This is a genomic window from Alteraquisediminimonas sediminicola (genome assembly GCF_019740335.1).
GTDB classification, from domain to species: Bacteria; Pseudomonadota; Alphaproteobacteria; order Sphingomonadales; family Sphingomonadaceae; genus Alteraquisediminimonas; species Alteraquisediminimonas sediminicola.
The window spans coordinates 51936-76584 of the sequence record NZ_JAHXZS010000006.1 but is presented as its reverse complement, the minus strand read 5'-3'; the positions used below and the strand labels follow the sequence as shown (position 1 = coordinate 76584).

Below are 24649 nucleotides of genomic sequence, written 5' to 3'. Positions count from 1 at the left end.
ACGACGAGGGCCGGTTACGGCCTCGATCACCCGGTTATCCCGCCCGCGTGAAGGACGACGACGAGTGGCAGGTCTCCTGGCTTCCGGGTCAATGTTCTGGTCCCCCCTTCCCGGCAACTTGTGTCGCCAGTGGGATTATGGGACCGGTTCTCGCCGGTTACAGTTGCGGGAACAGCGTCGGATTGGTGGATGGACCCACGCACCGAACTTCCCTTTTCATCCCTTTTAACGGGGAACCTCAAGTCTGGGCGGGCCTTTAGGGGGTTGGCGGGACGAAGGTCAAGCCAAAATGACGGGGATTAGGGGCGCGTCTTAGAGCCGGGCGAGCGACTTGGCGCTGGCGAGATGGTGGGCATGGGTGATGGCTACGGCCAATGCGTCGGCGGCATCCGCCCCTACGATCTTGATTCCCGGCAACAAACGGCTGACCATCGCATGGACCTGCGCCTTGTCGGCATTGCCGACGCCGACCACGGATTTTTTAACCAGCCGCGCCGCATATTCGCCCACTTGAAGCCCGGATCGCGCCAAGGCCAAGAGCGCCACGCCGCGCGCCTGCCCCAGTTTCAGCGTCGATTGCGGGTTGGCGTTGACGAACACCTCTTCCACCGCGCCATGATCGGGCTTGTGAGTCAGCAGCAGATCGGTGAGCGCATTGTCGAGGGTGAGCAGCCGATCCGGCAAGGCAGCCTTGGGGTCGGTTGCGATCTGACCATTGGCGACATGGGACAGGCGATTGCCATGGGCGATGATGACCCCCCAGCCAGTTGTGCCAAGGCCCGGATCGATGCCGATCAGCAGCATTGAACCTGCTTATTGTTTCTTGGGCGCGGGCGGTGTGCAGGCGTCCTCATTGGTGAAGACATAATCGGCGCGGATATAAGGTTCCATCACCTCATTGGTGCGGGCTTCCAGCCGGATTTGCTTGATGTCGGCGTTTAATGGTTTTGCCGGGCTGCCCCAGATAAACGCATATTGGCGTACGCCACGGGCAATAGCCTGTGCCCAGAGGCTGGGCTTGCACAGGCCTGCGCCTTTGGACTTGTCCTTGTTGTCGCAGCTATCGATGAAGCCGGTCGGTGAGCCATATTTGGCCTGTATCGCCTGTCCAGCCTGCGCCAATCGGCCTCGCACCGCATTTTCATTGCTGACCGCGAAATTGCCGGACACGGCGGTGACCTGACAAATGCCGATATTCTCGCGCACGATCACCGCATAGCTTGTAAACGGCGCTTCCGGCTTCGGCACTTCGCGCATCACGGCATAGCCCTTGGCATCGGGCGTGCTGCCGATCTGGATGTCGGGGATCAGATCGCCCTTGGCGAGGCCGAAGGGCGCATTGGGACGGTTCGCCTTGTCGGTTTCCGCCTTGTTGCAGCCGACCAGCGCCAATGCGCAGGCCAGCATCAATATGCCCTTCATCGCCATCTGATCGCTCCCTATTTCGGACTTGAAGCCCGGCTGATCAGCCGAGCTTTTCCATCACATCGTCCGGGATGTCGTAATTGCCCCAGACCGTCTGGACGTCGTCGTCATCGTCGAGCACGTCGAGCAACTTCAACAGAGTCGTCGCATCGCCAACGTCGATAGTTACCATAGTTTGGGGACGCCATGCCAGCTTTGCGCCTTCCGGTTCGCCGAGAGTTGCTTCCAACGCCTTGGCGACGCCGTGGAGATTTTCAACGCTGGTCCAGATTTCATGGCCTTCATCGGTCGAGGCGACATCGTCGGCCCCGGCTTCCAATGCGGCTTCGAACACCTTGTCGCCATCGCCGACGCTGGCCGGATAGGTGATCAGGCCCATGCGATCAAAGGCGTGGCTGACGGAACCGGACGCGCCGAGATTGCCGCCATTTTTCGCCACTGCCGTGCGGACGTTCGTCGCGGTGCGGTTGCGATTGTCGGTCAACGCCTCGATGATCAGAGATACACCGCCCGGGCCAAAGCCTTCATAGCGGATTTCTTCATAATTATCGCTGTCGCCCATCGACGCCTTGTTGATCGCGCGTTCGATATTGTCTTTCGGCATCGACTGGGCGCGGGCGGCGAGGACGGCGGCGCGCAGGCGCGGGTTCATGTCCGGGTCGGGCGTGCCCATTTTCGCCGCGATGGTGATTTCGCGGCTGAGCTTGGAAAACAGGGAAGAGCGCTTCTTATCCTGAGCGCCCTTGCGATGCATGATGTTCTTGAATTTTGAATGACCGGCCATGGCTCGTCTTTTCGCTGTTGGTGCATTGGAGTGGAATTGGCCTCGCCTTTACCAACCGGCGACGTTTTTTCAAAAGCCTTTTATAGCAATTGGTCGATGGCATGGAGTGCCAGCCCGACCAAGCCGCCGACCAACGTGCCATTCAGGCGGATAAATTGCAGGTCGCGGCCCACCGCCTGTTCGATCCGGCCACTGATGGTGCGGGCATCCCAACCGGCAATCGTATCGGAAATCAGGGTAACGATGCCGTCGCCATAGCTGGCGGCCATGCCGACGACGGCGCGCCGCGCAAAGCGGTTGATCCCCGCCTTCATCTGTTGATCGGACCCGATGGCCTGCCCCAATTGTTGCAGCATCTCGCCCAAGCGACCCGCCAGCGCTGCATTGGGGTCGCGCGCGGCGGTGAGCATCGCGCGGCGACCCTGTTCCCAGATGCTGTCGATCCATTGGCTGATCGCCGGATTGGCGAGGATCGAGCGTTTGAAATTCTCCGCCTTGGCGCGGGTTTCGGGATCATGTTGCAGGTCATGGGCAAGCTTGGCCAGCCCTTCCTCCCCCTTGGCGCGTAACGGGTGATCGGGGTCCGCGACCATTTCCGCGAGCATTTTTTGCAGGCCATCGAGAATGGCATTGGCGATGGTTTCATCCAGCCCGGTCAGCCGCAACAGCGCATTGGCGCGGGCGTGGATCATGTCGCGGATCAATTGGGCATTGGCATCCAGCGTGCGCGCGGCCCAGATGATGATGCCGTCCAATAACGGCACATGGCGATTTTCGGCGATGGCGGCTTGCAGGCCCCGGCCCAACAAAGGGGATATTTCCAGCCGGTCGAGCCGTTCGGCGATCAGGCTGCGGACCATGCCGCCGAGCCGGTCTTGATCCAGCCCTTCAAAGATCGACGCGAACAGGCGGCTTGCCCCTTGGCGCATCCGGCCATCGCCCGCCGGGCGGGACAGAAACATGCCGACCGTTCCTGCGATATCGGCATGGCGCATCCGCCGCGCGACGACCGAGGGGGTGAGGAAATTGTCGCGCACGAACTGGGCCAGCGCTGCGCCGATCCGATCCTTGTTTTCCGGGATGATCGCGGTGTGCGGGATCGGCAGGCCCATCGGGTGGCGAAACAGGGCCGTGACCGCGAACCAATCGGCCAAGCCGCCGACCATCGCCGCCTCGGCAAAGGCGCGGGTCCATCCCAATAAGGGATAATCGGCAACCAGCAGCCGCGAGGCGAGATAAAGGGACGCCATTGCCAATAATAATCCGGTCGCCGCCTGACGCATGGATCGGCCCGGATCAGCGATGGACCCGGTCAGGCCTGCGCCATTTGGCGAGGTGGATCGCCAGAACCGCAATGGCTATTCCGCTGCCTGTGGGGCGGTGGTGGCATCCGCATCGCCGCCGGTTGTCAGATGTTTGCTGAGCAAGGGACCGATCCGGCGTTCGAAGCCGATGGCGAGGCTGAAGGCAGCCGGGACGATGACGAGCGTGAGCAAGGTCGACACGATCAACCCGCCGATCACGGTGATACCCAAAGGTGCGCGAAAGCTGCTGTCGCCTGCCAGCGAGAGCGCGGTCGGCACCATGCCCGCGACCATGGCGACGGTCGTCATCATGATCGGCTGGGCGCGTTTATGCCCTGCGTCGAGAATGGCGGCGGTGCGATCCACCCCCTTGTTCATTTCCTCCAGCGCGAAATCGACCATCAGGATCGAATTTTTGGCGACGATGCCAAGCAACATCAACAGGCCGATCATCACTGGCATGGACATCGGATTATTGGTGAGGTGCAGCGCAAGGCCAGCGCCAAGCGGGGCGAGCAGCAGCGAGCCCATGTTGACGAAGGGCGGCATGATCCGGTGATAGAGCAGCACCAGCACCGCCAATAACAACAGGATGCCGGACACGACGGCGATGATGAAATTGGTCAGCATTTCCGCCTGCCATTTGGATTCGCCAAGTTTCAGCCGCTGAATGCCATCGGGCAGGTTTTTCATCGTCGGTAGTTCGGCGATCTGCTTTTCCGCATCCGAATTGACCACGCCCGGCGCAAGATCGACGCCGATGGTTGCGCGGCGGATCTGGTTGGTCCGCTGGATCACGGTCGGACCTTCGCCAAAGCCGATTTCCGCCACGGTCTTGAGCGGGACGGAGCCACCGCTGGTCGTGGGGACTGGCAAATTTTCGATGGTCGACAGATCGGCGCGCGATTGCTCCGTCAATGATACGCGGATCGGTATCTGGCGATCGAGTAGCGAGAATTTCGCCGTGTTCTGGTCGATTTCGCCCAATGTCGCGATGCGGATGGTCTGGCTGAGCGCGGCGGTGGTTACACCCATCGAGGCAGCGAGGTCGAGGCGCGGCTTGATCGTGATTTCCGGGCGTTTGAGATCGCCATTGAAACGCGGCGCACGCAGGCTGGGAAGGGTGGCAAGCTCGGTCACCAACTGATGCGCGGTCTTTTCCAACATGGCGGGATTATCGCCGCCCAGGGTGATCGTCACATCGCGGCCAGTAAAGCCGCCGGACTGGGACTGAAACGTGATTCGCGCATCGGCGATCTGGTTTAGCCGGGGCGCCCATGCACGTTCAAATTCGGTCGATGTGACGGGGCGATCCTTGCGCAGGGTCAGATAGATCGTCGCCTTGTCGGTCTGGATATCGGCAAAGGCGGCCTCGATCACCTCTGGCGCGCCTTGTTGCAGCAGATGGGCGACATTTTCGGCCACAGCGCGTGATTGGGAGAGGGTCGCGCCGGGGACGAGTTCGATCTTCACCTGCGAATTATTATAATCCATCTTCGGCTGGAAGGTGAACGGCAGGGTGGCAAAGCTCAACACCGTGAGCGCCAGTGCGATCACGCCAATGCCGATGGTTTTCCAGCGATTGCGGAGCGACCAGCGCAGCAAGTCCATATAGACATCCATCAACGGGCCTTCGCCATGTTGTTGGCTACCTTGCGCCTTGAGAAAATAGGCCGCGATCATCGGCGTGATCAAGCGGGCGACGCCAAGGCTGAGCAACACCGCGAACACCACGGTAAAGCCGAAATTCTTGAAGAACTGCCCGGAAACGCCGGGCATCAAACCGACCGGCAGGAACACCGCGACAATCGCCATGGTGGTCGCCAGCACAGCAAGACCGATTTCGTCAGCCGCATCGATCGATGCCTGATAGGCGGATTTGCCCATCCGCATATGGCGCACGATATTCTCGATCTCGACAATCGCATCATCGACCAGCACCCCGGCCACCAGACTGAGCGCAAGCAGGCTGATCGTGTTGAGGGTAAAGCCCATCATATCCATGAACCAAAAGGCCGGAATGGCGGACAATGGAATGGCGATGGCGGAGATGATCGTCGCCCGCCAATCGCGCAGGAACAAAAACACCACCAACACTGCCAGCACCGCGCCCTCGACCATCGAGGTCATCGCTGCATGATATTGAGCCTTGGTATAATCGACGGTGGTGTACAACAGGGTGAACTTCACCTTGGGGTAGCGCTGCTGGATGCGCGCCAGTTCTTTTTCCACCTCCTCGAATACGGTCACATCAGACGCGCCTTTGGAGCGTTGAATGCCGAAAGACAGCACCTGCCGATTGTTCATCAGCGAGACCGCGCGCTGTTCCGCATAAAGGTCGCGGACCTCGGCCAGATCGGCCAATTTGATCGCACGGCCATTGCTAAGCGCGATTTGCGTCTGGCCGAGCTGATAGGCGTTGAGCGCATTGCCGAGCACGCGCACAGATTGTTCCGCGCCCGCAATTTCGGTGCGGCCACCGGCAGCGTTGACATTGGTCTGGCGCAATTGGGCGTTGACCTGCGCCGCCGTCACGCCAAGCGATTGCAATTTGACGGGATCGAGCATGACCCGGATTTCACGGCTGACGCCGCCGCCACGAAATACCCCGGACAGGCCGGAAATGGTCCGCACTTGTTTGGCAATATCATTGTCGACGAACCAGCTAAGCTGTTCGAGCGTCATGTCGGTGGCCTCGACCGCGAAATACGCAATGGGCTTGTCCGATGTGTCCATCCGGGTGATTTGTGGTTCCAATATCCCATCAGGCAGATCGGCCCGGATGTTGGATATGGCATCGCGCACATCGTTCACCGCCCGATCAATCGGGGTGCCAATGGTGAATTGTACCATTGTCATCGATACGCCTTCGCGCGCGGCTGAATTGACCTCGTCCACGCCTTGCAGGCTGCGGACGGCGGCCTCGACTTTTTGCGTGACCTGTGTTTCAAGCTCGGTCGGCGCGGCGCCCGGCTGGGCAATCATGATCTGCGCCATCGGGAATTCGACGTCCGGGTCCTGATTGACGTCCATCCGCAAAAAGGCCGAAATTCCCATCGCCATCAGCGCAACGAACAGCACCAGCGGCGGGATCGGGTTGCGGATCGACCATGCCGAGATGTTCCGGAAGCTCATTTTGCGTCGCCTTCGGCCTTTGCGCGGACCGGCAAGACTTTTTCGCCGGGGTTCAGGAAAGCGCCGGCCAGCACCACGACCTGTTCATTGCCATTCAGCCCTTCGGTGACCGCAATTCCGCGATCCGTCACTGCGCCGATTTTGATCGCGCGGCGCTGCGCCTTGTTATCGGCGTCGATGATATAGACATAGCTGGCCTGTTCATCCCCCTGAACAGCCGATTCAGGCACCAGCGGCACGGCTGCCTTGCCCGCGACGAGCCGTGCGGCGGCAAATCCGCCGGGACGCAGTTGCGGATCATAAGACAAGGCGATGCGGGCAATGCCCTGACGAGTTTGCGGGTCGATGACCGGGGCGACCTGCCATATTTCGCCATCAAAGCTGCGGTCCGAACCGACCGGCGTTACGCTGGCACGATTGCCGACGGCCAGCCGGATGAGGTCGGATTCGGCGAGACGGGCCAACAGTTCAAGTTCGCCGCCCTTGGCCAGGCGGAACAAGGTGCCGGAGCCGGGGCTGACGACCTGACCCGGTTCGGCCTTGCGTTCAAGCACCAGTCCTGCCGCAGGGGCGCGGATGTCGAGACGACCGATGCGGGCGTTGATTTCGCCATATTGGGCGCGGGCGATGTCGCGCGTCGCGGTTTTGCGGTCGATATCGGCCTTGGACACAAAGCCGCGGCTTTGCAGCGACAAGGCGCGGTCGAGTTCGGCCTGTGCCAGTGCGATGCTGGCGCGCAATTGGCGGGCCTGTTGCTCTTGCACCGAACGTTCGATGGTGGCGAGCACCTGCCCGGCAGCAACCCAATCGCCCGGTTCGACCAGAACGCGCGATATCATCCCGCCTTCGCCCGCAATACCGACCGGCATTTCACGGCGGGCGGCAAGGGTGCCAGTCGCACTGATCGCGATTTCGACCATTTCCCGGCCCGGCACCACGACAGTGACAGTTTGCGGCATCGGTGCGCGCGGGGCATCCTGGTTCGCGGTCAGGAGCTTTACCGCCAATAATGCGACGACCAGCAAGCCCAGCACGAGCAAGCCGAATGTCTTGTAGCGGCGCTGCAACGCGGCGCGGGCATCGTCCTGATCATCATTTTCGGCACCAACCGGCTGCATGGGAGAAAAGCCTTTTTCGAAATTCATCAATAATTCTGCCTATTAGGCTGGATCTGGCGATGAATAAAGCGCCGTACCAATCCCCGAATGAACTGTGTTGCGACCATATAGCAGTGCGCCGCACCCTGCAATGCCAGTTCCGACAGCGGTGGATGAATTTGGCGTAATCCAGCTTGTTCAGCCCCGGTTGATCTGTGATGCTGCAAAGAGGATGTTGGGGATCGGGCCATAGCTGCGCGATCATGGCATGTCGGGAGGCGTAAATCATGGTGAAAGCAAGAAAAAAAGTCTGGGGACTGACGTGCATTGTGTCGAGCGTGATCGCGGCCGGTCCGGCGGCGGCGCAAGGTCCGATGATGATGGAATCCCGGTACATGGGGCCGCAAATAGGAACGCGGCTTGATGTCAGTGCCGAAGCGAGCATCACGCGGGTGCCGGATCAGGTCCAGATTTCGGCAGGGGTGATGACGCAAGCACCAACGGCACAAGCGGCCCTATCGGCCAATGCCGAGCGCATGGCGCGGGTCATTGCCGCCTTGAAAAAGGCAGGGATCGACGACAAGTCGATCCGCACCGCATCGATCAACCTCAGCCCGCAATATCATTATGTCGAACAGCAGCCGCCGGTCATCACCGGCTATCAGGCGAGCAATCAGCTGAGCGTGATATTCCGCAATGTCGCCAAGGCGGGCGCGATCCTTGATGCGCTGGTTGCCAATGGCGCGAACCAGATCAATGGACCGAGCTTTGGCCTGAGCGATAATGAGGCGGCGCTGGATGAGGCGCGGGTGGCCGCAATCCGCAAGGCGCGCGCGCGGGCCGAATTATATGCAGGGGCGACGGGCCTGAAGGTCAAGCGGATCATTTCGATGAGCGAAGGCGGCAACGGCCCGGTCTATCCGCTGCCGATGGTCGCGATGTCGGCGCGGGCGGACAAGGCGGAAACCATGATTCAGCCCGGTGAACAGGCCGTATCTGTGACAGTGTCAGTTGCGTTTGAATTGGAATAAGGGAAAGATTGGCATGATGCCGATGGCGCGCGCGCTTTTGGCTGAATGGTTTTGGACAATATTCGGGAAAAGAACATGACACGTAAAATTGCTTTGATGACCTTGTTGGCTGCATCGCTGCTCGCCACCGCCTGCAATACGGTGCGGGGCGTGGGCCGCGATGTGCAATCGGTCGGCCAGGCGGTCGAAAAAACGACGAACTGATTGGCTTCACTGCTGGCCGATCAGGCGCGCAGAGAAAATGGCCCCGGACCTGATGGTGCCGGGGCCATATAGTGCGGTGTAAGTGAGTGGCGTGAGAATTATATCAGCGCAGCAGGTTCATCACACCCTGCTGGCTTTGATTGGCCTGTGCCAACATGGCAGTCGATGCCTGGGAGAGGATCTGCGCTGCGGCCAATTTCGTCGATTCCATCGAAAAATCTGCATCTTCGATCCGCGATTTTGCTTCCGTCAGATTGGTGACGGTGGACGTCAGATTATTGACGGTGATTTCAAGCCGGTTCTGTACCGCACCGAGATTGGCGCGTTCGGTGGCCACCGTTTGAATGCCGGTGTCGATCAGTCCCAATGCGGTGGCGGCACCTGCGGCGGTCGAGATATCGACCGCGTCAACGCCAAGGCCGCTTGCCGTCACATCTGCGATGGTGACGTTGATGTTTTCGCCGCTCTTGGTGCCGGTCTGGATGTCGAGATCGGCGGTGCCGTCGAGCAGTTGCGTGCCGTTAAAGTCGGTACGGCCCGAAATATCGCCGACCTGCGACAGCAAAGCCGTGACTTCTGCCTGTAGGGCGGTGCGATCGGTCGAGGTTGCAGTGCCGTTCGACGACTGGATCGCCAGTTCGCGCATGCGGACCAGAATGTTCGAGATTTCGCCCATCGCGCCATCGGCTGTCTGTGCGAGCGAGATGCCATCGCCCGAGTTGCGGATCGCCTGATTCATGCCACGGACCTTGGCATCCATGCGGGTGGCGATGGCGAGACCGGCGGCGTCGTCTTTCGCGCTGTTGATGCGCTTGCCGCTGGAGAGGCGTTCCATGGCGGTGGAGAGCGAGCTATTGGCAGAGCGCGAGCTGTTCTGGGCCCGGAGTGCGCTCACATTCGTGTTGATGACGGTCATAAAGAGTCCTTTCCGACATAATGAAGATGTAATTGAAGTCGTGGCCGAATATTGCTTGGGCGGCCCAGGTTCGGGTGAGCAGCCTCACCAGCAGTAACGGCACGCCCGCCACGGGGTTTAGCGCGCCGCTTATATTTCGATGGTTTGTCGCGTCGGGAATTTGGCGACAGGTGGCCGAGCGCTGGCGACCCTGCCGAAAAACGCGGGAATCCTGACCATTCCCCTGATTGGCACGGGCTTTGCATTTTTAGCGTCAGGGGCAATTCCGCCTGACCAAAGCAGATGTACCGCTCATCATGTCCACCATAGATTCGTCCCGGCTGTTGCAGATGCGCAGCACGATCCTGAACCAGAACAGCGCGTTGCAGCGTGCGGCTGGTCATGGCGTGGAAACCGGCGGTGCTTCGAGCTTCGCGGCCAATATGGGCGATGCGCTGTCGGCGGTGAACGCGCAGCAAAGCAAGGCGGCGGAATTGAGCGCGTCCTATGAGCGCGGGGATACCAATGACATTGTGCAGGTGATGGTGGAGCGGCAAAAGGCATCCATCGGCTTTGAAACGACCCTGCAGGTCCGCAACAAATTGCTGTCTGCGTATCGCGACGTCATGAATATGCCGGTGTAAGCGATGGCTGACGGGGACATCCTGCCTGTGGTGGCTTCATCCGGTGGCGATAATGGCCGCGCCGGGATGAAAGGCGATCCGTTTGCCGCGCTGCGCCAGATCAGCCGCCAGCCTGCGGTCCAGCGCGCCATGCCTGCGCTTGGCCTGTTGGGGGCGATGGCACTGGCGGCTTTGGCCTATTGGGGGCTGCAAAGCCCGGCGCAGACGCCGATTTTCCAGGGTCTGGCCGATGCCGACAAGGCGGCGGTCGCCGATGCCTTGCAAGGCGCGGGCATTGCCTATGAGATCAACACCGGCACCGGCACGATCGACGTGCCGGAAGACGATGTGCAGCGCGCGCGGATCATGCTCGCGGCGCAAGGCCTGCCCAAGGCCGCGCCGAGCGGGGATGCGCTGATTGCCAAGCTGCCGATGGGATCGAGCCGCGCGGTCGAGGATGAAACCCTGCGCGGTGCGCGGGAGATGGATCTTGCCCGCACGATCGAGGGAATCGAGGTGGTGAAGAGCGCGCGGATTCATCTTGCGGTCGCAGAGCCATCGGTCTTTGTCCGCGATCAGGCCCAGCCTGCCGCATCGGTGATGTTGACATTGCAACCGGGGCGCACCTTGTCGGCGGCGCAGGTGCGGGCGATCCGCCATCTCGTCGCCTCGTCGGTGCCGGGTCTATCGGCGGCGCAGGTGTCGATCATCGATCAATCGGGCGCGTTATTGTCGCAGGACGATGCGGCCGAAAATCCCGCGTTCCAGCTTCAGATGAAGATGGAGGAGCGCTATCGCCAAGCCCTGATCGCGTTGTTGTCGCCGATTTTGGGGGCCGATAATTTCACCACCGAAGTCCATGCCGATATCAATCTGGCGGAAAGCCAGTCGACCCGCGAAACCTATCCCAAGGATGACCGGGCATTGCGGCGCGAAGAGGGGTCGTCCAACGCCTCTGGCCAGCCGTCCGCCGCCGCCGGTATACCCGGTGCGCTGGCCAACCAGCCGCCGCCTGCCACCAATCTCGCCAATGCGCCCGGTGGCACGGCGCCCGCCAATGGTGCCACGGGCGAGCAGCAAAAGGCCGAAACCTATGATCGCACCTTTGATGTTGGGCGTGAGATTTCGGTCACTCATCAGCCGCAAGGCCAATTGGCGCGGCTGACGGTTGCGGTTGCGCTGCGCGATCCGCCGGGTGCGAAGCCGCGCACGCCGCAGGAAATTGCGGCGCTGGATGCACTGGTCAAAGGTGCGGTCGGGTTCAATGCCCAGCGCGGCGATGTGGTGGCGATTAATTCGCGCGCCTTTGCGCCGGTGGTGCCGGAAGTCCGTAATTTTTGGGATGCGCCTTGGTTCATGCCGCTGGTGCGGCAGGCCGGGGCGGTGCTGGTCGCGTTATTATTATTGTTCTTTGTCGGTCGCCCGATGTTGAAAACGATGAAGGCCCGCGCCGCCGAACGGCGCGAGGCCGCAGAGATCGAGCGCAATTTGTTGACGGCGACCGATGGCATGTTGCCGCCGTCTTCGTCATCGGCATCTACCAAGCAGGATGTGACGATTGATATGATCGCCGCTGCCCCCGGCTATGAAGAGCGGGCGGCATTGGTCCGCACGTTCGTCCGTCAAAATCCTGATCGCGCCGCGTTGATCGTCCGTCAATTGATGGAGGGTCGCAAGGATGGCTGATGAAGCGCCCGCAAACGAGGCGGCAGGGGATGCCGCGAACGTCAGTGGCCGCGATGTGGCGGCGATCCTGATGATGTTGCTGGAAGAAGGGGATGCGGCGGCGATCCTGCGTCAGCTTGACCCGGATATGGTGCGCGATTTGGGCGCGGCGATGCTGGACGTGGCCCATGCGGGCGAAGAGGTGATTCAGGACGCGCTCGGTCGTTTTGTCGATGCGACCCAAGAGATCAGCGAACTGGCCGCCACCGCCGAACCACGGGTGCGTGGCGTGATGAACGCCGCCCTTGGCGCGGTCCGGGCCGATAATATTCTGGCGACCATCGCGCCGCGTTCCAGCGCCGCGACATTGGAAATGCTGCGGTGGATGGAGCCGGAGGTGATCGCCGAGATCCTGGCCGAGGAGCATCCGCAGGTCGCTGCGATCATTCTCGCCGTCTTAACGCCAGAGGCGGCGGCGGTGGCGCTGGAGCCGCTGGACGATAATCATCAGGCCGATCTGGCATGGCGCGCGGCGCGGCTGGAAAATGTGCCTGCAGAAGCGATTGCCGAGCTGGAAATCATTCTCGCCCATGCCGCCGACAGGCCGGGACGCAAGCCCGGCATGCGGCTGGGCGGCAAGAATGAGGTCGCCCGCATCTTCAACACCATGAAAAAGCCGGTGGGCGAACGGGTGCTGAAATCGCTGAAGAAGAAAGACAAGATTCTAGGGCAAGCGATCGAGGACGAGATGTTCGTGTTCGAGGATTTGAACGAACTCGATGCCAAGGCCTTGGGCGCGGTATTGCGTTCGGTCGATGCGGCGACCTTGGGGCTGGCGCTGAAGGGCGCGGATCAGGCGCTGATTGATCGGATGCTGGGGTCGATGTCGGCCCGCGCGGCGGAATCGATCCGCGACGAAATGGCCGAGGCCGGTCTCGTCAAGCGGGTCGAGGTCGAAGAAGCGCAAAAACAGATCGTCGGCGTGGCGCGTCAATTGGCGGCGAGTGGCGAGATCATGCTGGGTGCGCCGGGGGATGATTATGTCTGACCCCACCCAGACGATCCGCCCGACCCGCATCGCCATTTCCGCCTTGCCCTTGGCGATGGGCCGGTTTCGGCCACAAGATGTGGGCGGGCCGTCCTCGGCCCCGGTTCCGCCACCGCCCGCCGCGCCCACGCGCGAAGTTGAAATCGACGCGGCCTATCAGCGCGGCCATGCGGACGGCCTTGCCGAAGCCCATGCGGCGATGATGGCGGAGCGGACACGCTTGCTGGCGTTGGTCGCCAGTGCCGAGGCGCTGCGTAATGAGCCGAGCGAAGAACTGGCCCAGTTGATTGCCGAGACCGTCGAACGGCTGGTGACCCAGATTCTCGGTGATGTCCCCATCGACGGCCCGCAATTGCGGCGTCGTGCCGAGGCCGCCGCCCGATTGATCGGGGATTGCGATGCGGCGCGGACCTTGTGGCTTCACCCGGATGACATGGCGTTGATCGAACAGGCCCCAATGGGCCTGACATTGATGGTCGATCCCAAGGCCGAGATGGGGTCGATCCGGATCGATTGCTCCGCCGGTTGGATCGAACATGGCACCGCCCTCTATCTCGATGCCCTGCGGGCCGAATTAGGATTGAAAGGAACCGATGCATGACGGGGCGACTGATGATGTCGGGCGAATTATTGCTGGAGGGGATCGACCTTGCCCATGCCGCGCCGCGCCGGATTGGCACGTTGATCGCGCATGAAGGGCAGGTGTTGGAGGCCGAGGGGCTGGATCAGCCGCTTGGCACCAATGTGCGGATCGCGACCAGCCAGGGCGACAGCGTGCGAGGCGAGGTCGTCGGCTTTCATGGTCGGCGCAGCCTGATCCAGAGTTTTGACAATGATGCGCCGTTCGCATCGGGGGCGGCAGTCACGCCCATTGGGCAGGGCGGGCTTGTGGCCTGTGGCCATGGCCTGTTGGGCCGGGTGATCGATGCCCATGGCGCGCCGCTGGATGGGCGGCCACCAGTATCGACCCGTTATACCTGGCCCTTGGCGGGCAAAAGATCGAACCCTCTCAACCGTGGCCGGGTGGTGACGCCTTTCGATGTCGGCGTGCGCGCGATTGATGCGTTGTTGACGATGGGCGAGGGCCAGCGCGTGGCGTTGGTCGCCGGGTCGGGCGTCGGCAAATCGGTGTTGATGGGGCAGATGCTGGCCGGGGTCGATTGCGATGTCGTCGTCATCGGCCTGATTGGCGAGCGTGCCCGGGAAGTCAGCGATTTCGTCGAGACCAAGCTCGATGCGCGGTTGCGTCCTCGTTCGGTGGTGGTGGCGGTGCCGGCGGATCACCCGCCGCTGCTGCGGATCAGGGCGGCGATGCGGGCGACCGCCATTGCCGAATTTTTCCGCCATGAAGGCAAGCGCGTCTTTCTGATGATCGACAGCCTGACCCGTGTCGCCCATGCCCAGCGCGAGATTGGCCTCGCCTTGGGCGAACCGCCAACGATGAAGGGCTATCCGCCGTCTGCGCTCGCGCTCATTCCCCGGCTGGTCGAACGCGCGGGCGCGGATCGCGACACCGGCGGGTCGATCACGGCGGTCTATACCGTGCTGGCCGATGGCGGGGACAATGACGATCCGGTGGTCGATTCCGCCCGCGCGATTGTCGATGGCCATTTCATCCTGTCCCGGCATTTGGCCGAACAGGGTGTGTATCCCGCGATTGATATCGCCCGGTCATTGTCGCGGACCATGGTCGATGTGATCGATGAGGAGCATCTCGCAGCGGCGGCGCGGTTTCGCCAGCTTTGGGCGGCCTATGAGTAAAATCGCGATCTGGTGATGATGGGGGCCTATGTCGCGGGGAGCGATCCGGTGGTCGATCTCGCCATGGCACGCCGCGCCGATATGACCGGCTTTATCGCGCAACCGCGTCAACAACTGGTCGATTATAATATGGCCCGCGCCCAGCTGATTGAAGGCTTTGGCGCATGAACAGCCCGACCGAGAAACGCGCGCGCTTGCTGCGGCTCCGCATGATCGAACGCCGACAGGCCGAAATCCGCATGGCCCGGGCCGGGACAACGCTGCAAGGGCTGGAAGCGATTGCAGCCCGGCTCGAGGCGCTGCGGGCCGAACTGGTCCCGAGCATGCAGGTCCAGCCCGGTGTCGTGATCCGCGCGATGGCCGATATGCAATTGCGGCTGGAAGCAGCGGCACATGAGTTGAATGTCTCGCTCAAGACCGCGCGGGCGGTGTTCGACCATGAGGCCGAGCGGCGCAACCATGCCACCCGCCGCGAGGATGGCGCGGCGCGGCTGCATGACGCCGCCTTGGCACAGGATGAAATATTGGCCGAACGCCGCGTCGATGCGCTGCGGATCGCGCCTGCGCGCAAACGGAGAAATGAACAATGATGATGGCGAATTCTTCCCTTTTGGGGGCGGGCACACCCGCGCCCGCCCCCAGCCCAAATGCGTCGGGGCTTGTTGTGGGTTCGGGTGCCATGGCGTCGATCACGCAAGGGACAACAGCCCTGCAAGCGGCCGATGAAGCCGGTGCCGCCACGGCTATGGTCACCGCCCCCACCCCGGATTTTGCGGCGCTGCTGGCGTTGCATATTTTGGGCGCCATGCCCGCAGGCACATTGCCCGGCGGCGCTGCAATCGATGGCGGGCTGGAGACAGGCGCGGATGCGGCGCAGGACGATGCATTGCCAGAGGGGACCGTGGCGGAGTCTCTGACGGAGCCATTGGCGATGGCGCTGCTGGCGTTGAATGGGGTCGTGGTGCCGATGCCCGGCGCTGCGCCTGTAATGTCGCCCTTATCCGCAATATCTAATATGCCGGGCGGGGCGGCGGGTGTAGCTGCGCCTACATCCGCCGTGTCAGAGGCTAGGGCTGCAACCGTAACCGCCGCCAACATCATGGCGGCGATGCCGATGCATGAGGGGGGGGGCGCGCCTGTGGGTGGCGCATTGCCCAATGGTGCGACGGCCCTTGGCGTGCAGGGGATGTCGTTCGACACAGCGGCAGCGGGATTTTTGGCAGGTGGCGATCAGCCGTTGGCGCGGGTGGCATTAGCGGCGGCCACACCGCCTGCGCCGTCAGTCGATAGCGCATCAGATGCGGCATCCATGCATATGGCTGCACCTGTCGCGATGCCGTTGGTGCTGGCGGCGAAATCGGCCTCGCCCCGGGCCGACATGGCCAAAGGTCCAGCCATGCCAGATGCGCCTATGCCTTTCATGGCCGACATCGTCGCGCCCGCGCCCAATATGTCGCCGGGCAAGAACGGACCGCTGGTATTCGGCGTACAGGAGGTGGCAACGTCCGGTCGGTCCGCCTCGACCGCGCCCGCGTCTGGACCGATCCTGTCGCCATTGGTCGTGACGGCATCTGGCCTAGCAGTTGCCCGCCCGGATAATGCCATGACGTCAACCGATTTCGCTCTAGCCGATACGGGGGCCGCGCAATCGCCCGTCGAACGTCAGCTTGATCTCGCCCGGCATGATCGTTGGGTGCATGACCTCGCCCGCGATATTGCGGCGTCTGCCAGCAGCGATGGCAAAATGTCGTTCCGGCTCGATCCGCCGCAGCTTGGTCGATTGGCGGTGACGTTACAGCAAGTCGAGGCAGGGCTTTCGGTCCGGCTTGATGCCGAAACGGCAGAGGCGACCCAGATCATCACTCATGCCCAGCCCCGGTTGATGGAAGACCTGCGCCAGCAAGGCGTGCGCGTCGCGGATGCATCCGTTGGCACGCAAACCGGCCAAAATCAGCACCAGAGCCAGCAACACAATCAGGGCCAGCAGCAGGGCCAGAATATGGCGCAGGCCAATAGCGGCCAGCAAGACACGTCTCGGCAGCAAGGTCGCGCCTTTGATCTGAACGGCGATCAGTCCGCGCCACAGGCCGAGGCCAAGTCGGTTGTGCCGGATGCCGATGCCCATCGCCGGGTGGCCTGATCCGATCATGAGGAAATGAAGAATGAGCAAGGCAAAGACCAAGGATGAAACGGCGGATGCAAAGCCCAAAGGAGGCAAGGCGAAGAAGTTTCTGTTGATCGGTATCGGCGCGATTATCCTGTTGGGTGCGGGCGTGGGTGCGGGCCTGTATGCGACCGGCAGCGGCATGGTCGCCAAGCATGAACCGGAAGACCCCAACCGCCCCAAATTGGTCAAGCGCAGCGAAGAACCTGCGGAAGCGGGCGGCGAAGGCGGGGAGGGCAAAGCCCCCGAACCCAAAATCGGTACGATCACGACCAAAACCGATGCCTCGCCCAAGGAAGCGCGCGAATATGAGGTGACCTATTTCCCGATCGAACAGACATTCACCGCCAATCTGTCGGATGGCAGCGGTTTTGTGCAGGTCGGTTTGAGCCTTGCGACCTATTTCGATGGCAAGGTGATCGCCAATATCAATCGCCAGATGGTGCCGATCCGATCCGCCGTGTTGATGGTGCTGTCCGAACAGGATGCGACGGTGTTGTCGAGCGTGCAGGGCAAGCATGAATTGCAGCGCAAGCTGACGGACGCGATCAACCATATCCTGCGCGAGAAGGAAGGCTTTGGCGGCATCGACAATGTCTATTTCACCAATCTGGTGATTCAATGAACAAGGCTGCGGGTCTGGATCAGGATGCGGCGGCGGATGCGCCATTGGCGATTTCGCTGGTGCGGCGCAATGGCCAGCCCGCGGCCCTGCCCGGGCTCGGTCCGGTGATTGAACGGTTTAATCTGGGCCTGCGCCACCAGATCGCCGCCATTGCCAATATGCCGCCGGTGATCCGGGCCGATGCGTTACGTCAATTGCGGTTCGAGGACTGGCAGGCGAGTGTCGCTGCCGACCGGATTGCACTGCATTGCAGCCTCGCCAATGGCAAGCTCACCGCCTATTTGATGGTGCCGGTGCCGTTGGTGATCGGGTTGGTCGACCTTTTTTACGGCGGCGATGGCGCGGCCTGTGCGCCGCGCCCGCAATTAACGGCGGCGGAATATCGGCTGGCGGAACGATTGGCGGATGAGTGTTGCCGGGTGCTGGCCGCCGCATGGCGTCCTATCGCCGAGTTGCGGGCCGAAAGCGCGATGGTTGAGGCGGACATATCGCGACTGGCGCTGTGCCGCGCCGATGACCCGGTCATTGTCCAGCCGCTTGAACTTGGCTGTGACGCACTGGGCAGGCATGACCTCGAACTTGTGTTCGGCATGACGCAATTATCGGCATGGCCGGTGCTGGCGCGCGACCCCAATGAGGCCCCGGCCCCGCGTATCGACCGGGCCGCCCGCGACCGCATGTTGGCGGCGTTGATGCAGGTGCGGCTGCCGGTCAAGACCGTCTTTACCCGGCCTGAATTGCCGCTGTCACAATTGATGACATTGCAGGTGGGCGACATCATTCCGATCACCCTGCCCCAATTCATTCCCGTGACCGTGGCCAAGCGCATTTTTGCCCATGGGACATTGGGTGAAGCCAATGGCCATGCCGCCATTCGCATCGCCCGGATCGAACCGACCACCGCGCCCTCTTTGCCTGAAGGATTATTGCGCCATGAGTGACATGACTGAAATCCCCAATGTTGCCGATATCGTGACGGCAGCCCCTGCGCCGGACCATAATCTGGAATTGCTGGCCGGGGTGTCATTGCGGCTGTCGGTGGAGGTCGGGTCGGCGTCGATCCGGCTGTCTGAATTGCTGTCCCTGTCGGAAGGCAGCGTGGTCCAGCTTGATCGCGAAGCTGATGATCTGCTCGATATTTTCGCCAATGGCACGCTGATCGCCAAGGGCGAGGTGATCGCCACCAACGGTCGTTATGGCATTCGCGTGGTCGAGGTCGTGTCGCCCGATCGCCGCATGGTCGGGATGGAGCGCCGTTCATGATGTTTGATTATATCCTGCGCTTGTTGATCCTGTTGCCATTGGTGGGCGGGCTTGCCTGGGGTTCGCTCTGGCTGTGGCGCAAAATGCAGATGGGCCTGCCGACTACGGGCAAGGATATGCGTCCGGCCCGGGTGGTCGGGGTGGTGCCGATGGGACCGCAGGCCAAATTGGCGGTCGTCGATTTCCACGGGCGCGAATTATTGCTGGCCGTATCGCGCGGGCAGATCAGCTTGCTGGCCGAACAGGCGCTGGGCGATTTCCATGACTAAGCGGCCATTATTGCCGCTGTTGCCGCTGCTGCTGCCTATTTTGTTGGCGGGGCTATGTGTGGCATCGCCCGTTTGGGCAGCATCCCCCGCGCCGGAGCCGACATTGGGCGGCGCGCTTGCATCGCTATCGGGCGATGGCAAGCCGTTGAGCCTGTCGCTGCAATTGCTGTTGCTGATGGGGTTGCTCACGATCCTGCCGTCATTATTGCTGATGATGACGAGCTTCACCCGCATCCTTATCGTGCTGTCGATATTGCGTCAGGCCTTGGGCCTGCAACAGACGCCACCCAATCAGGTGTTGGTCGGCCTGTCGTTGTTTCTGTCGATGTTCGTGATGCAGCCGGTTATTTCCCGCATCAATATGCAGGCGCTGGGACCATATCAGGCGCAGCAAATCGGGATCGATAAGGCGGTGGCCGTGACGGGCCATGAATTGCACGGTTTCATGATGGCGCAGACGCGCCGGACAGATCTTGGGATGTTCGCCAAGATCGCCCATGCACAGCCCTTCGCATCGCCACAGGATGTGCCGTTTTCGATCCTCGTTCCGGCCTTTGTGACGAGCGAGTTGAAGACCGCCTTTCAGATCGGCTTTCTAATCTTTCTGCCGTTTCTGATTATCGATCTGGTGGTGGCGACAGCGCTGATGTCGCTCGGCATGATGATGTTGTCGCCGACGATCATTTCCATGCCGTTCAAGCTGCTGTTGTTCGTGCTGGTCGATGGCTGGGCGCTGACCATGGGGTCGCTCGCTGGCTCGTTTCAGGTGAGCTGAGATGGACACCGATTATTTCATCGGCATCGCGCAGCAGGCCTTATGGGTGCTGGCCTTGGCCTCTGTCCCGATCCTGTTGCCCGCGCTGATCGCGGGGGTGGTGCTGGGCATGGTTCAGGCAGCGACCTCGATCAACGAGACGACCCTGTCCTTTGTCCCCAAGCTGATTATCGTGGCCCTGTGCCTCGCCATTTTCGGGGGCAGCATTTTGGTGTTGTTGATGGATTTCACGCGGGAAATGTTCGACCGGATACCGGATCTGGCGCGTTGATCCCGCATAGCCTTGCCGCGTTGGAACCGATGCTATTGTCGCTGATGCTCGCATTGCTGCGGCCCGGCGCGGCGTTTCTGGCGGCACCTGTATTCGGCATGCCCGCCGTGCCGGTGGTGTTGCGCCTTGTCATTGCGGTGGCGCTTGGTCTGCCCGGCATGACATTGGCCGGTGTCGCGCCGCCCGCTGCCGGGATCGTGTCGGTCGCGGGGCTATTGTTCATCATGGGCGAGGTGGTCTGCGGCCTTGCCTTTGGCTTTGCCGTGCAGATCGGCTTTGCCGCTGCCCTGTTGGGGGGCGAGCTTGTCAGTAACAATATGGGGCTTGGCTTTGCATCGATGCATGATCCGATTGCGGGCCATTCCAGCCCGGCGGTCGCCCAGTTGATGACGATCCTTGCGACCTTTCTCTTTTTCGCGACCGATGGCCATCTCCAATTCGCGCGGATCATCACTGAGAGCTATCAAGCGGTGCCGCCGGGCGGCGCATGGCCCTCGCGCGATGCCTTGATGGGGCTGGTGCAATTTGGCGGGCTGGTGTTTTCGGCGGGCCTGTCGATTGCGTTGCCGGTCGGCTTTGCGTTGGTGCTGGTGCAGGTTATCATGGGGATTATTGGCCGGTCCGCCCCTTCGCTGAACCTGTTTGCCGTCGGCATGCCGGTGGCGTTGATCGCCGGGATCGTGCTGATGGCGGCGACATTGCCCGCGATGGCCGAAGGCATTTCCCGCACATTGACGGCGGCGCTTGAATTCGCCGCTCGCTTGGCGCGGGGCTGAATATGTCGGACGCGCCGGATAAGGATCAGCAAAGCGAAGCCCCTACCCAAAAACGCCGCGACGAGGCGGCGAAAGAGGGCGATGTCTTACAATCGAAAGAGCTTGGCATTGCCTTGGTGATGGCGGCGGCGGCGGGCTGGCTGGTGTTGCTGGGACCGGCTTTTGTCGATGCCTGCGCCCAATTGTTGCGTCAGGGCCTGTCGGTGCGGGCGGGGGATATTGCCCATTTCGCTCCCGGCACGCGGTTATTGCGGCTGGTTGGCCCGGTGATCTGGCCGTTGTTCGGATTGTTTTTGATGGCGCTGCTCGCGACGATTGCTGGCCCGCTATTGCTCGGTTCGGCTGGGTTTCGCGGTTCGGCCATTGGTTTCAAGGCCAGCCGGATAAACCCGATGAGCGGGCTGAAGCGCATGTTCGGCATGCATGGCCTGATGGAATTGGGCAAGGCTTTGGCCAAGACGCTGTTGCTGGGGGCCATTGGCTGGTGGTTCGTGTCGGATGCGATGCGGATGCTTCCCGCACTTGCGATGCAGGATTTGTCCGGCGCGATCCGGGTGATGGGGCAGATGCTGGCGCAGGTGGTGATGGCGCTGGTGATCGGCATCGTCCTGATCGCAGGCGTGGATGTCCCGATACAGATATTCCAGCGCATGGGCCGTTTGCGGATGTCGCGCGAACAGGTGAAGCAGGAAATGCGCGAAAGCGAGGGCGCGCCCGAATTGAAACAGGCGCAACGCCAACGCCAGCACGCGTTGTTGGCGGGATCGGCCCGTAAGGCGGTGGCTGAGGCGTCGGTCGTGCTGACCAACCCGACCCATTTCGCGGTGGCGCTGCGCTATCGCCCCGGCATTGATGCGGCCCCGGTCGTGGTCGCGCGCGGGCGGGGCGAGGTGGCGCTCGCCATCCGCGAACTGGCGCGCAAGGATCATATTCCGACGCTTGAATATCCGCAGCTCACCCGCGCCATTTATTTCACATCGCGCGCGGGACAGGTGATTTCGGAAGATTTGTTCCTCGCGGTGGCGACGATTTTGTCGTTCGTGTTCCGGCTGGATGCGGCGATGGGCGGCCCGATGCCGATGCCACAGGTCAATGTCCCCTCGGCCAAGCACTTCGACGAACATGGCCGGCCACAGGCCGGACGCTAAATCACGGCACGGCCTTGCTTGAATCGTTGACATCGCGCGCGACTTGGCTCATTGGACCGGCACACCATGCCATGCCGCATGCATGCGAGGCCCGATGGCGGAGTGGTGACGTAGCGGACTGCAAATCCGCGCACGCCGGTTCGATTCCGGCTCGGGCCTCCAGACACATTCTCCTTTTATATCAATAACTTGCGGCATGGAAACTTATCCCGGAGTTTCCGGCGCTTGCGCCGTTATCAGGCGGCTAATTTCCTCTCAAGAGGCTGAAAATATTGTAGAAATATGCACTTAAATGAGGTGGTTTCAGCCAGAGTCTCTGCGGCGAATTCTGCATCGACGGATTCGAATTCGAGCGGGGTGGTGGCGCGTAGTTAGACTGCCCCGAACCGACAGGCAGCGCTAACATAGTGGCCGTTCCCATACCTTAATTCAGTCCGTCGAATGCTGCTGAGCACGGAATCGCTCTCCCATTCAGAGGCTCAACCTAACAACTGCCATGCATTTAAATCTTGGCGCGATCACTGCGGGTCGCAGCATGGCGTCCAGCGCGATAGGCAAAGACCATTGCTGGCCCCAGCGTACCGCCACCGCCGCCATAGGTCATGCCCATCGGCGATGCCATTGTGTTGCCTACGGCATACAAGCCGGTCATCGGCTCCATGTCGACGCTGAGCACTTGCGCGTCGATGTCGGTCAGCGGGCCGCCCTTGGTCCCCAGAGCACCGCTCTTCACCTCGACGGCGATGTAAGGTCCCTCGCCGATAGCGCCCAGCGTGGCCTCCACCTTGCCCCTGAGATTGGGATCACCCCACCAGCGATCATAATAGCTCGCCCCGCGATGGAAATCGGGATCATGCCCAGCGGCCACGTTGCGGTTCCATGTCGCGACTGTCTCTTCCAGCGCATCAGCGGGTATCCCAAGCCGTTCCGACAATTCGGCCAGCGTATCGGCGCTCATCAACCAGTCGGGAATGCCGGCTGTGCCTTCAAGCGTATCGCCATAGCCGCCGGCGAAACCATATTTGCGGTAGAAATCGACATTGAAAATCACCCAGCACGGCAGGTTGGCGAAGCTGCAACTGCCGGTATCCTGCACGTGAAACGCCGCACCAAAGGCATTGTAGTTTGCCGCCTCATTCGTGAAGCGCTTGCCCGCGCGGTTGATCATGATCGATCCAGGGAATGTTCGCTCGGCGGTGAAGAGCTGTATGCCCACCGGCGTTGTCGGCACTTCCACAACGGGCATCCACCATGCCTCGCGCATATTTCCCAGCATCGCGCCGGCGCGCATGCACATCCTTAAGCCGTCGCCAGTATTTGTAGGCACGCTCACACTGATATTCAGGGGACCGCGCAGGAACGACCTGACAAGCTGGGTATCATTCTCAAAACCACCGGTAGCCAAGATGACGTTGCGCGTGGAGATGGTCCGGTGCTCGCCTTGCGTCTCGACGACGACGCCGCTCACCGCGCCATCGGTCATCACTAGCTCCACCGCCCGTGTGCTAACCACCGGCTCGATGCCGCGATCGAGACAGCCGCGCAGCAGGCGCCCGACGAGCGCCTGACCAAGGCCGCGCTCGTCATTGTCGATACGATGCTGGCGCAAGTCCATGTCCAGCGGTTGCGGTACCGCCTGACACAAAGTCGTCTCGCCCACAGTGATGTAATTATCCGGCCAATAGGGCGACACTGTCACTTTGTCCTTCCACCCGCCCAGTTCGCCATAGGGGAATGGCGGACATTCGAGCGTGCGCCCTCCCTCCCGGCTCGCGCCGGGCTGTTCGGGATGATAGTCGGGGAAATCGGGTACGCTGATGAAACGGACGGGCGAGCGTTGCTCCATAAACGCCACCATTTCAGGCCCCGTTTCAATGAAAGCCCGCGCCATTACAGGATCAATCAGCCCGTTCGACATCGACATCAGATAGGTGAACGCCGCTTCGGCGCTGTCGATCTTGCCAAGTTCGGCCATTTGCCGGTTGTTCGGAATCCAGATCTGGCCGCCTGACCACGCCGATGTGCCGCCTACCAGCTCAGACTTCTCAATGATGGATACCCGCGCACCGCATTCATGCGCGGTGATGGCGGCCGTCAACCCGGCAGCGCCGGTGCCCAGCACGACGATATCATATTCTTCCATGTGCTTATCCCTGTAGGAGATGGGGTGAGACGGTCCGAACGGACGGCTGTCGGCGGATGATCAGTGGATTGAAATTTGTCATACGGCGGCCATGCGCCGTGATACGCTTCTCAGGCGCGATGCGTTCCTGTGGCGGTCCGGCGAAGGTCATTCCTCTTTCCTCGACATTGATGGCTCACACCATCAAGACAATCGGACCGGCCGGGCTTATGCCCTATATCCGAATCTGTATTCGGATTGTTA

24 protein-coding genes, 1 tRNA gene, 1 pseudogene and 1 riboswitch are annotated in these 24649 nt (G+C 61.6%); of the genes and pseudogenes, 18 read left to right on the top strand and 8 right to left on the bottom strand.

The annotated features are described in order from the left end of the window. Positions 1-49: 49 nt before the first annotated feature. A riboswitch (cobalamin riboswitch) is annotated at positions 50-256 on the bottom strand. 56 nt (positions 257-312) lie between these two features. The 6 genes from ruvC to K6117_RS11780 form a co-directional block, all read right to left on the bottom strand. Further along, entirely contained in the window at positions 313-804 is a 492-nt protein-coding gene (gene ruvC, locus K6117_RS11805) for a crossover junction endodeoxyribonuclease RuvC (RefSeq protein ID WP_221795271.1), read from the bottom strand. Positions 805-813: 9 nt separating this feature from the next. After that, positions 814-1428: a hypothetical protein gene (locus tag K6117_RS11800; RefSeq protein ID WP_221795269.1), complete on the bottom strand. Its 615-nt coding sequence runs from the start codon at positions 1426-1428 to the stop codon at positions 814-816. 37 nt (positions 1429-1465) lie between these two features. Next, complete coding sequence (locus tag K6117_RS11795) at positions 1466-2209, bottom strand: YebC/PmpR family DNA-binding transcriptional regulator (protein WP_221795266.1); 744 nt, start codon at positions 2207-2209, stop codon at positions 1466-1468. An 80-nt stretch (positions 2210-2289) separates the two neighbouring features. Then, positions 2290-3492, bottom strand: coding sequence for a DUF445 domain-containing protein (locus K6117_RS11790; protein WP_221795610.1), 1203 nt, complete (start codon positions 3490-3492; stop codon positions 2290-2292). A gap of 75 nt (positions 3493-3567) precedes the next feature. Next, complete coding sequence (locus tag K6117_RS11785; protein ID WP_221795264.1) at positions 3568-6648, bottom strand: efflux RND transporter permease subunit; 3081 nt, start codon at positions 6646-6648, stop codon at positions 3568-3570. Continuing rightward, positions 6645-7793, bottom strand: a complete 1149-nt coding sequence (locus tag K6117_RS11780; RefSeq protein WP_246605061.1) for an efflux RND transporter periplasmic adaptor subunit — start codon at positions 7791-7793, stop codon at positions 6645-6647. Before K6117_RS11780 ends, K6117_RS11785 begins: the two co-directional genes overlap by 4 nt. Positions 7794-8032: 239 nt before the next feature. Here K6117_RS11780 and K6117_RS11775 point away from each other — a divergent pair, with 239 nt between their 5' ends. Continuing rightward, on the top strand, positions 8033-8776 hold the full coding sequence (locus tag K6117_RS11775) for an SIMPL domain-containing protein (protein WP_221795262.1): 744 nt from the start codon (positions 8033-8035) through the stop codon (positions 8774-8776). Positions 8777-8851: 75 nt separating this feature from the next. After that, positions 8852-8980: an entericidin A/B family lipoprotein gene (locus K6117_RS11770; RefSeq protein WP_221795260.1), complete on the top strand. Its 129-nt coding sequence runs from the start codon at positions 8852-8854 to the stop codon at positions 8978-8980. A 103-nt stretch (positions 8981-9083) separates the two neighbouring features. Here K6117_RS11770 and K6117_RS11765 read toward each other — a convergent pair whose 3' ends face one another. Then, on the bottom strand, positions 9084-9896 hold the full coding sequence (locus K6117_RS11765) for a flagellin N-terminal helical domain-containing protein (RefSeq protein WP_221795258.1): 813 nt from the start codon (positions 9894-9896) through the stop codon (positions 9084-9086). Between the two features lie 296 nt (positions 9897-10192). Here K6117_RS11765 and fliE point away from each other — a divergent pair, with 296 nt between their 5' ends. From fliE to K6117_RS11685, 16 genes and pseudogenes are all read left to right on the top strand, one after another. Continuing rightward, positions 10193-10519, top strand: coding sequence for a flagellar hook-basal body complex protein FliE (fliE, locus tag K6117_RS11760; RefSeq protein ID WP_221795256.1), 327 nt, complete (start codon positions 10193-10195; stop codon positions 10517-10519). Between the two features lie 3 nt (positions 10520-10522). After that, positions 10523-12184: a flagellar basal-body MS-ring/collar protein FliF gene (fliF, locus tag K6117_RS11755; RefSeq protein ID WP_221795254.1), complete on the top strand. Its 1662-nt coding sequence runs from the start codon at positions 10523-10525 to the stop codon at positions 12182-12184. After that, entirely contained in the window at positions 12177-13211 is a 1035-nt protein-coding gene (gene fliG, locus K6117_RS11750; protein ID WP_221795252.1) for a flagellar motor switch protein FliG, read from the top strand. The genes fliF and fliG overlap by 8 nt, the downstream gene beginning before the upstream one ends. Continuing rightward, the gene (locus K6117_RS11745) at positions 13204-13812 is read left to right on the top strand and encodes a FliH/SctL family protein (RefSeq protein WP_221795249.1); all 609 of its coding nucleotides are present in this window, start codon (positions 13204-13206) and stop codon (positions 13810-13812) included. Before fliG ends, K6117_RS11745 begins: the two co-directional genes overlap by 8 nt. Next, positions 13809-15140, top strand: a pseudogene (locus tag K6117_RS11740) (FliI/YscN family ATPase). Before K6117_RS11745 ends, K6117_RS11740 begins: the two are co-directional and overlap by 4 nt. Beyond that, positions 15137-15562 carry a hypothetical protein gene (locus K6117_RS11735; RefSeq protein ID WP_221795248.1) on the top strand — a complete coding sequence of 142 codons (426 nt, stop codon included), beginning with the start codon at positions 15137-15139 and terminating at the stop codon, positions 15560-15562. Before K6117_RS11740 ends, K6117_RS11735 begins: the two are co-directional and overlap by 4 nt. Beyond that, complete coding sequence (locus K6117_RS11730) at positions 15559-17112, top strand: flagellar hook-length control protein FliK (protein WP_221795246.1); 1554 nt, start codon at positions 15559-15561, stop codon at positions 17110-17112. The genes K6117_RS11735 and K6117_RS11730 overlap by 4 nt, the downstream gene beginning before the upstream one ends. Before the next feature lie 22 nt (positions 17113-17134). Then, on the top strand, positions 17135-17761 hold the full coding sequence (locus tag K6117_RS11725) for a flagellar basal body-associated FliL family protein (protein ID WP_221795243.1): 627 nt from the start codon (positions 17135-17137) through the stop codon (positions 17759-17761). After that, positions 17758-18702 (top strand): FliM/FliN family flagellar motor switch protein, encoded by a 945-nt coding sequence (locus tag K6117_RS11720; RefSeq protein WP_221795241.1) that lies wholly within the window; start codon positions 17758-17760, stop codon positions 18700-18702. The genes K6117_RS11725 and K6117_RS11720 overlap by 4 nt, the downstream gene beginning before the upstream one ends. Next, the gene (fliN, locus tag K6117_RS11715) at positions 18695-19024 is read left to right on the top strand and encodes a flagellar motor switch protein FliN (RefSeq protein WP_221795239.1); all 330 of its coding nucleotides are present in this window, start codon (positions 18695-18697) and stop codon (positions 19022-19024) included. The genes K6117_RS11720 and fliN overlap by 8 nt, the downstream gene beginning before the upstream one ends. Then, positions 19021-19293 (top strand): flagellar biosynthetic protein FliO, encoded by a 273-nt coding sequence (locus tag K6117_RS11710; protein ID WP_246605060.1) that lies wholly within the window; start codon positions 19021-19023, stop codon positions 19291-19293. Before fliN ends, K6117_RS11710 begins: the two co-directional genes overlap by 4 nt. After that, entirely contained in the window at positions 19286-20068 is a 783-nt protein-coding gene (gene fliP, locus K6117_RS11705; RefSeq protein WP_221795236.1) for a flagellar type III secretion system pore protein FliP, read from the top strand. The genes K6117_RS11710 and fliP overlap by 8 nt, the downstream gene beginning before the upstream one ends. Position 20069: 1 nt before the next feature. Next, positions 20070-20339, top strand: a complete 270-nt coding sequence (gene fliQ / locus K6117_RS11700; protein ID WP_221795234.1) for a flagellar biosynthesis protein FliQ — start codon at positions 20070-20072, stop codon at positions 20337-20339. After that, positions 20336-21115 carry a flagellar biosynthetic protein FliR gene (fliR, locus tag K6117_RS11695; protein ID WP_425514713.1) on the top strand — a complete coding sequence of 260 codons (780 nt, stop codon included), beginning with the start codon at positions 20336-20338 and terminating at the stop codon, positions 21113-21115. The genes fliQ and fliR overlap by 4 nt, the downstream gene beginning before the upstream one ends. Before the next feature lie 2 nt (positions 21116-21117). Continuing rightward, entirely contained in the window at positions 21118-22263 is a 1146-nt protein-coding gene (locus tag K6117_RS11690; RefSeq protein WP_221795231.1) for an EscU/YscU/HrcU family type III secretion system export apparatus switch protein, read from the top strand. Positions 22264-22351: 88 nt separating this feature from the next. After that, positions 22352-22425 (top strand) — tRNA-Cys (locus K6117_RS11685). 340 nt (positions 22426-22765) lie between these two features. Here the strand turns inward: K6117_RS11685 and K6117_RS11680 are convergent. Then, positions 22766-24406, bottom strand: coding sequence for an FAD-dependent oxidoreductase (locus K6117_RS11680; RefSeq protein ID WP_221795229.1), 1641 nt, complete (start codon positions 24404-24406; stop codon positions 22766-22768). Positions 24407-24649 lie beyond the last annotated feature (243 nt).

Bases quoted from the DNA above. Each gene is read 5' to 3' on its own strand.
- K6117_RS11690 (WP_221795231.1), top strand. From the start codon at position 21,118: ATGTCGGACGCGCCGGATAAGGATCAGCAAAGCGAAGCCCCTACCCAA.
- fliQ (WP_221795234.1), top strand. From the start codon at position 20,070: ATGGACACCGATTATTTCATCGGCATCGCGCAGCAGGCCTTATGGGTG.
- fliF (WP_221795254.1), top strand. From the start codon at position 10,523: ATGGCTGACGGGGACATCCTGCCTGTGGTGGCTTCATCCGGTGGCGAT.
- K6117_RS11770 (WP_221795260.1), top strand. From the start codon at position 8,852: ATGACACGTAAAATTGCTTTGATGACCTTGTTGGCTGCATCGCTGCTC.
- ruvC (WP_221795271.1), bottom strand. From the start codon at position 804: ATGCTGCTGATCGGCATCGATCCGGGCCTTGGCACAACTGGCTGGGGG.
- K6117_RS11775 (WP_221795262.1), top strand. From the start codon at position 8,033: ATGGTGAAAGCAAGAAAAAAAGTCTGGGGACTGACGTGCATTGTGTCG.
- fliE (WP_221795256.1), top strand. From the start codon at position 10,193: ATGTCCACCATAGATTCGTCCCGGCTGTTGCAGATGCGCAGCACGATC.
- fliP (WP_221795236.1), top strand. From the start codon at position 19,286: ATGACTAAGCGGCCATTATTGCCGCTGTTGCCGCTGCTGCTGCCTATT.
- K6117_RS11730 (WP_221795246.1), top strand. From the start codon at position 15,559: ATGATGATGGCGAATTCTTCCCTTTTGGGGGCGGGCACACCCGCGCCC.
- K6117_RS11680 (WP_221795229.1), bottom strand. From the start codon at position 24,406: ATGGAAGAATATGATATCGTCGTGCTGGGCACCGGCGCTGCCGGGTTG.
- K6117_RS11795 (WP_221795266.1), bottom strand. From the start codon at position 2,209: ATGGCCGGTCATTCAAAATTCAAGAACATCATGCATCGCAAGGGCGCT.
- K6117_RS11790 (WP_221795610.1), bottom strand. From the start codon at position 3,492: ATGCGTCAGGCGGCGACCGGATTATTATTGGCAATGGCGTCCCTTTAT.
- fliN (WP_221795239.1), top strand. From the start codon at position 18,695: ATGAGTGACATGACTGAAATCCCCAATGTTGCCGATATCGTGACGGCA.
- K6117_RS11780 (WP_246605061.1), bottom strand. From the start codon at position 7,793: ATGAATTTCGAAAAAGGCTTTTCTCCCATGCAGCCGGTTGGTGCCGAA.
- K6117_RS11725 (WP_221795243.1), top strand. From the start codon at position 17,135: ATGAGCAAGGCAAAGACCAAGGATGAAACGGCGGATGCAAAGCCCAAA.
- K6117_RS11720 (WP_221795241.1), top strand. From the start codon at position 17,758: ATGAACAAGGCTGCGGGTCTGGATCAGGATGCGGCGGCGGATGCGCCA.
- K6117_RS11785 (WP_221795264.1), bottom strand. From the start codon at position 6,648: ATGAGCTTCCGGAACATCTCGGCATGGTCGATCCGCAACCCGATCCCG.
- K6117_RS11745 (WP_221795249.1), top strand. From the start codon at position 13,204: ATGTCTGACCCCACCCAGACGATCCGCCCGACCCGCATCGCCATTTCC.
- fliG (WP_221795252.1), top strand. From the start codon at position 12,177: ATGGCTGATGAAGCGCCCGCAAACGAGGCGGCAGGGGATGCCGCGAAC.
- K6117_RS11765 (WP_221795258.1), bottom strand. From the start codon at position 9,896: ATGACCGTCATCAACACGAATGTGAGCGCACTCCGGGCCCAGAACAGC.
- K6117_RS11735 (WP_221795248.1), top strand. From the start codon at position 15,137: ATGAACAGCCCGACCGAGAAACGCGCGCGCTTGCTGCGGCTCCGCATG.
- K6117_RS11800 (WP_221795269.1), bottom strand. From the start codon at position 1,428: ATGGCGATGAAGGGCATATTGATGCTGGCCTGCGCATTGGCGCTGGTC.
- K6117_RS11710 (WP_246605060.1), top strand. From the start codon at position 19,021: ATGATGTTTGATTATATCCTGCGCTTGTTGATCCTGTTGCCATTGGTG.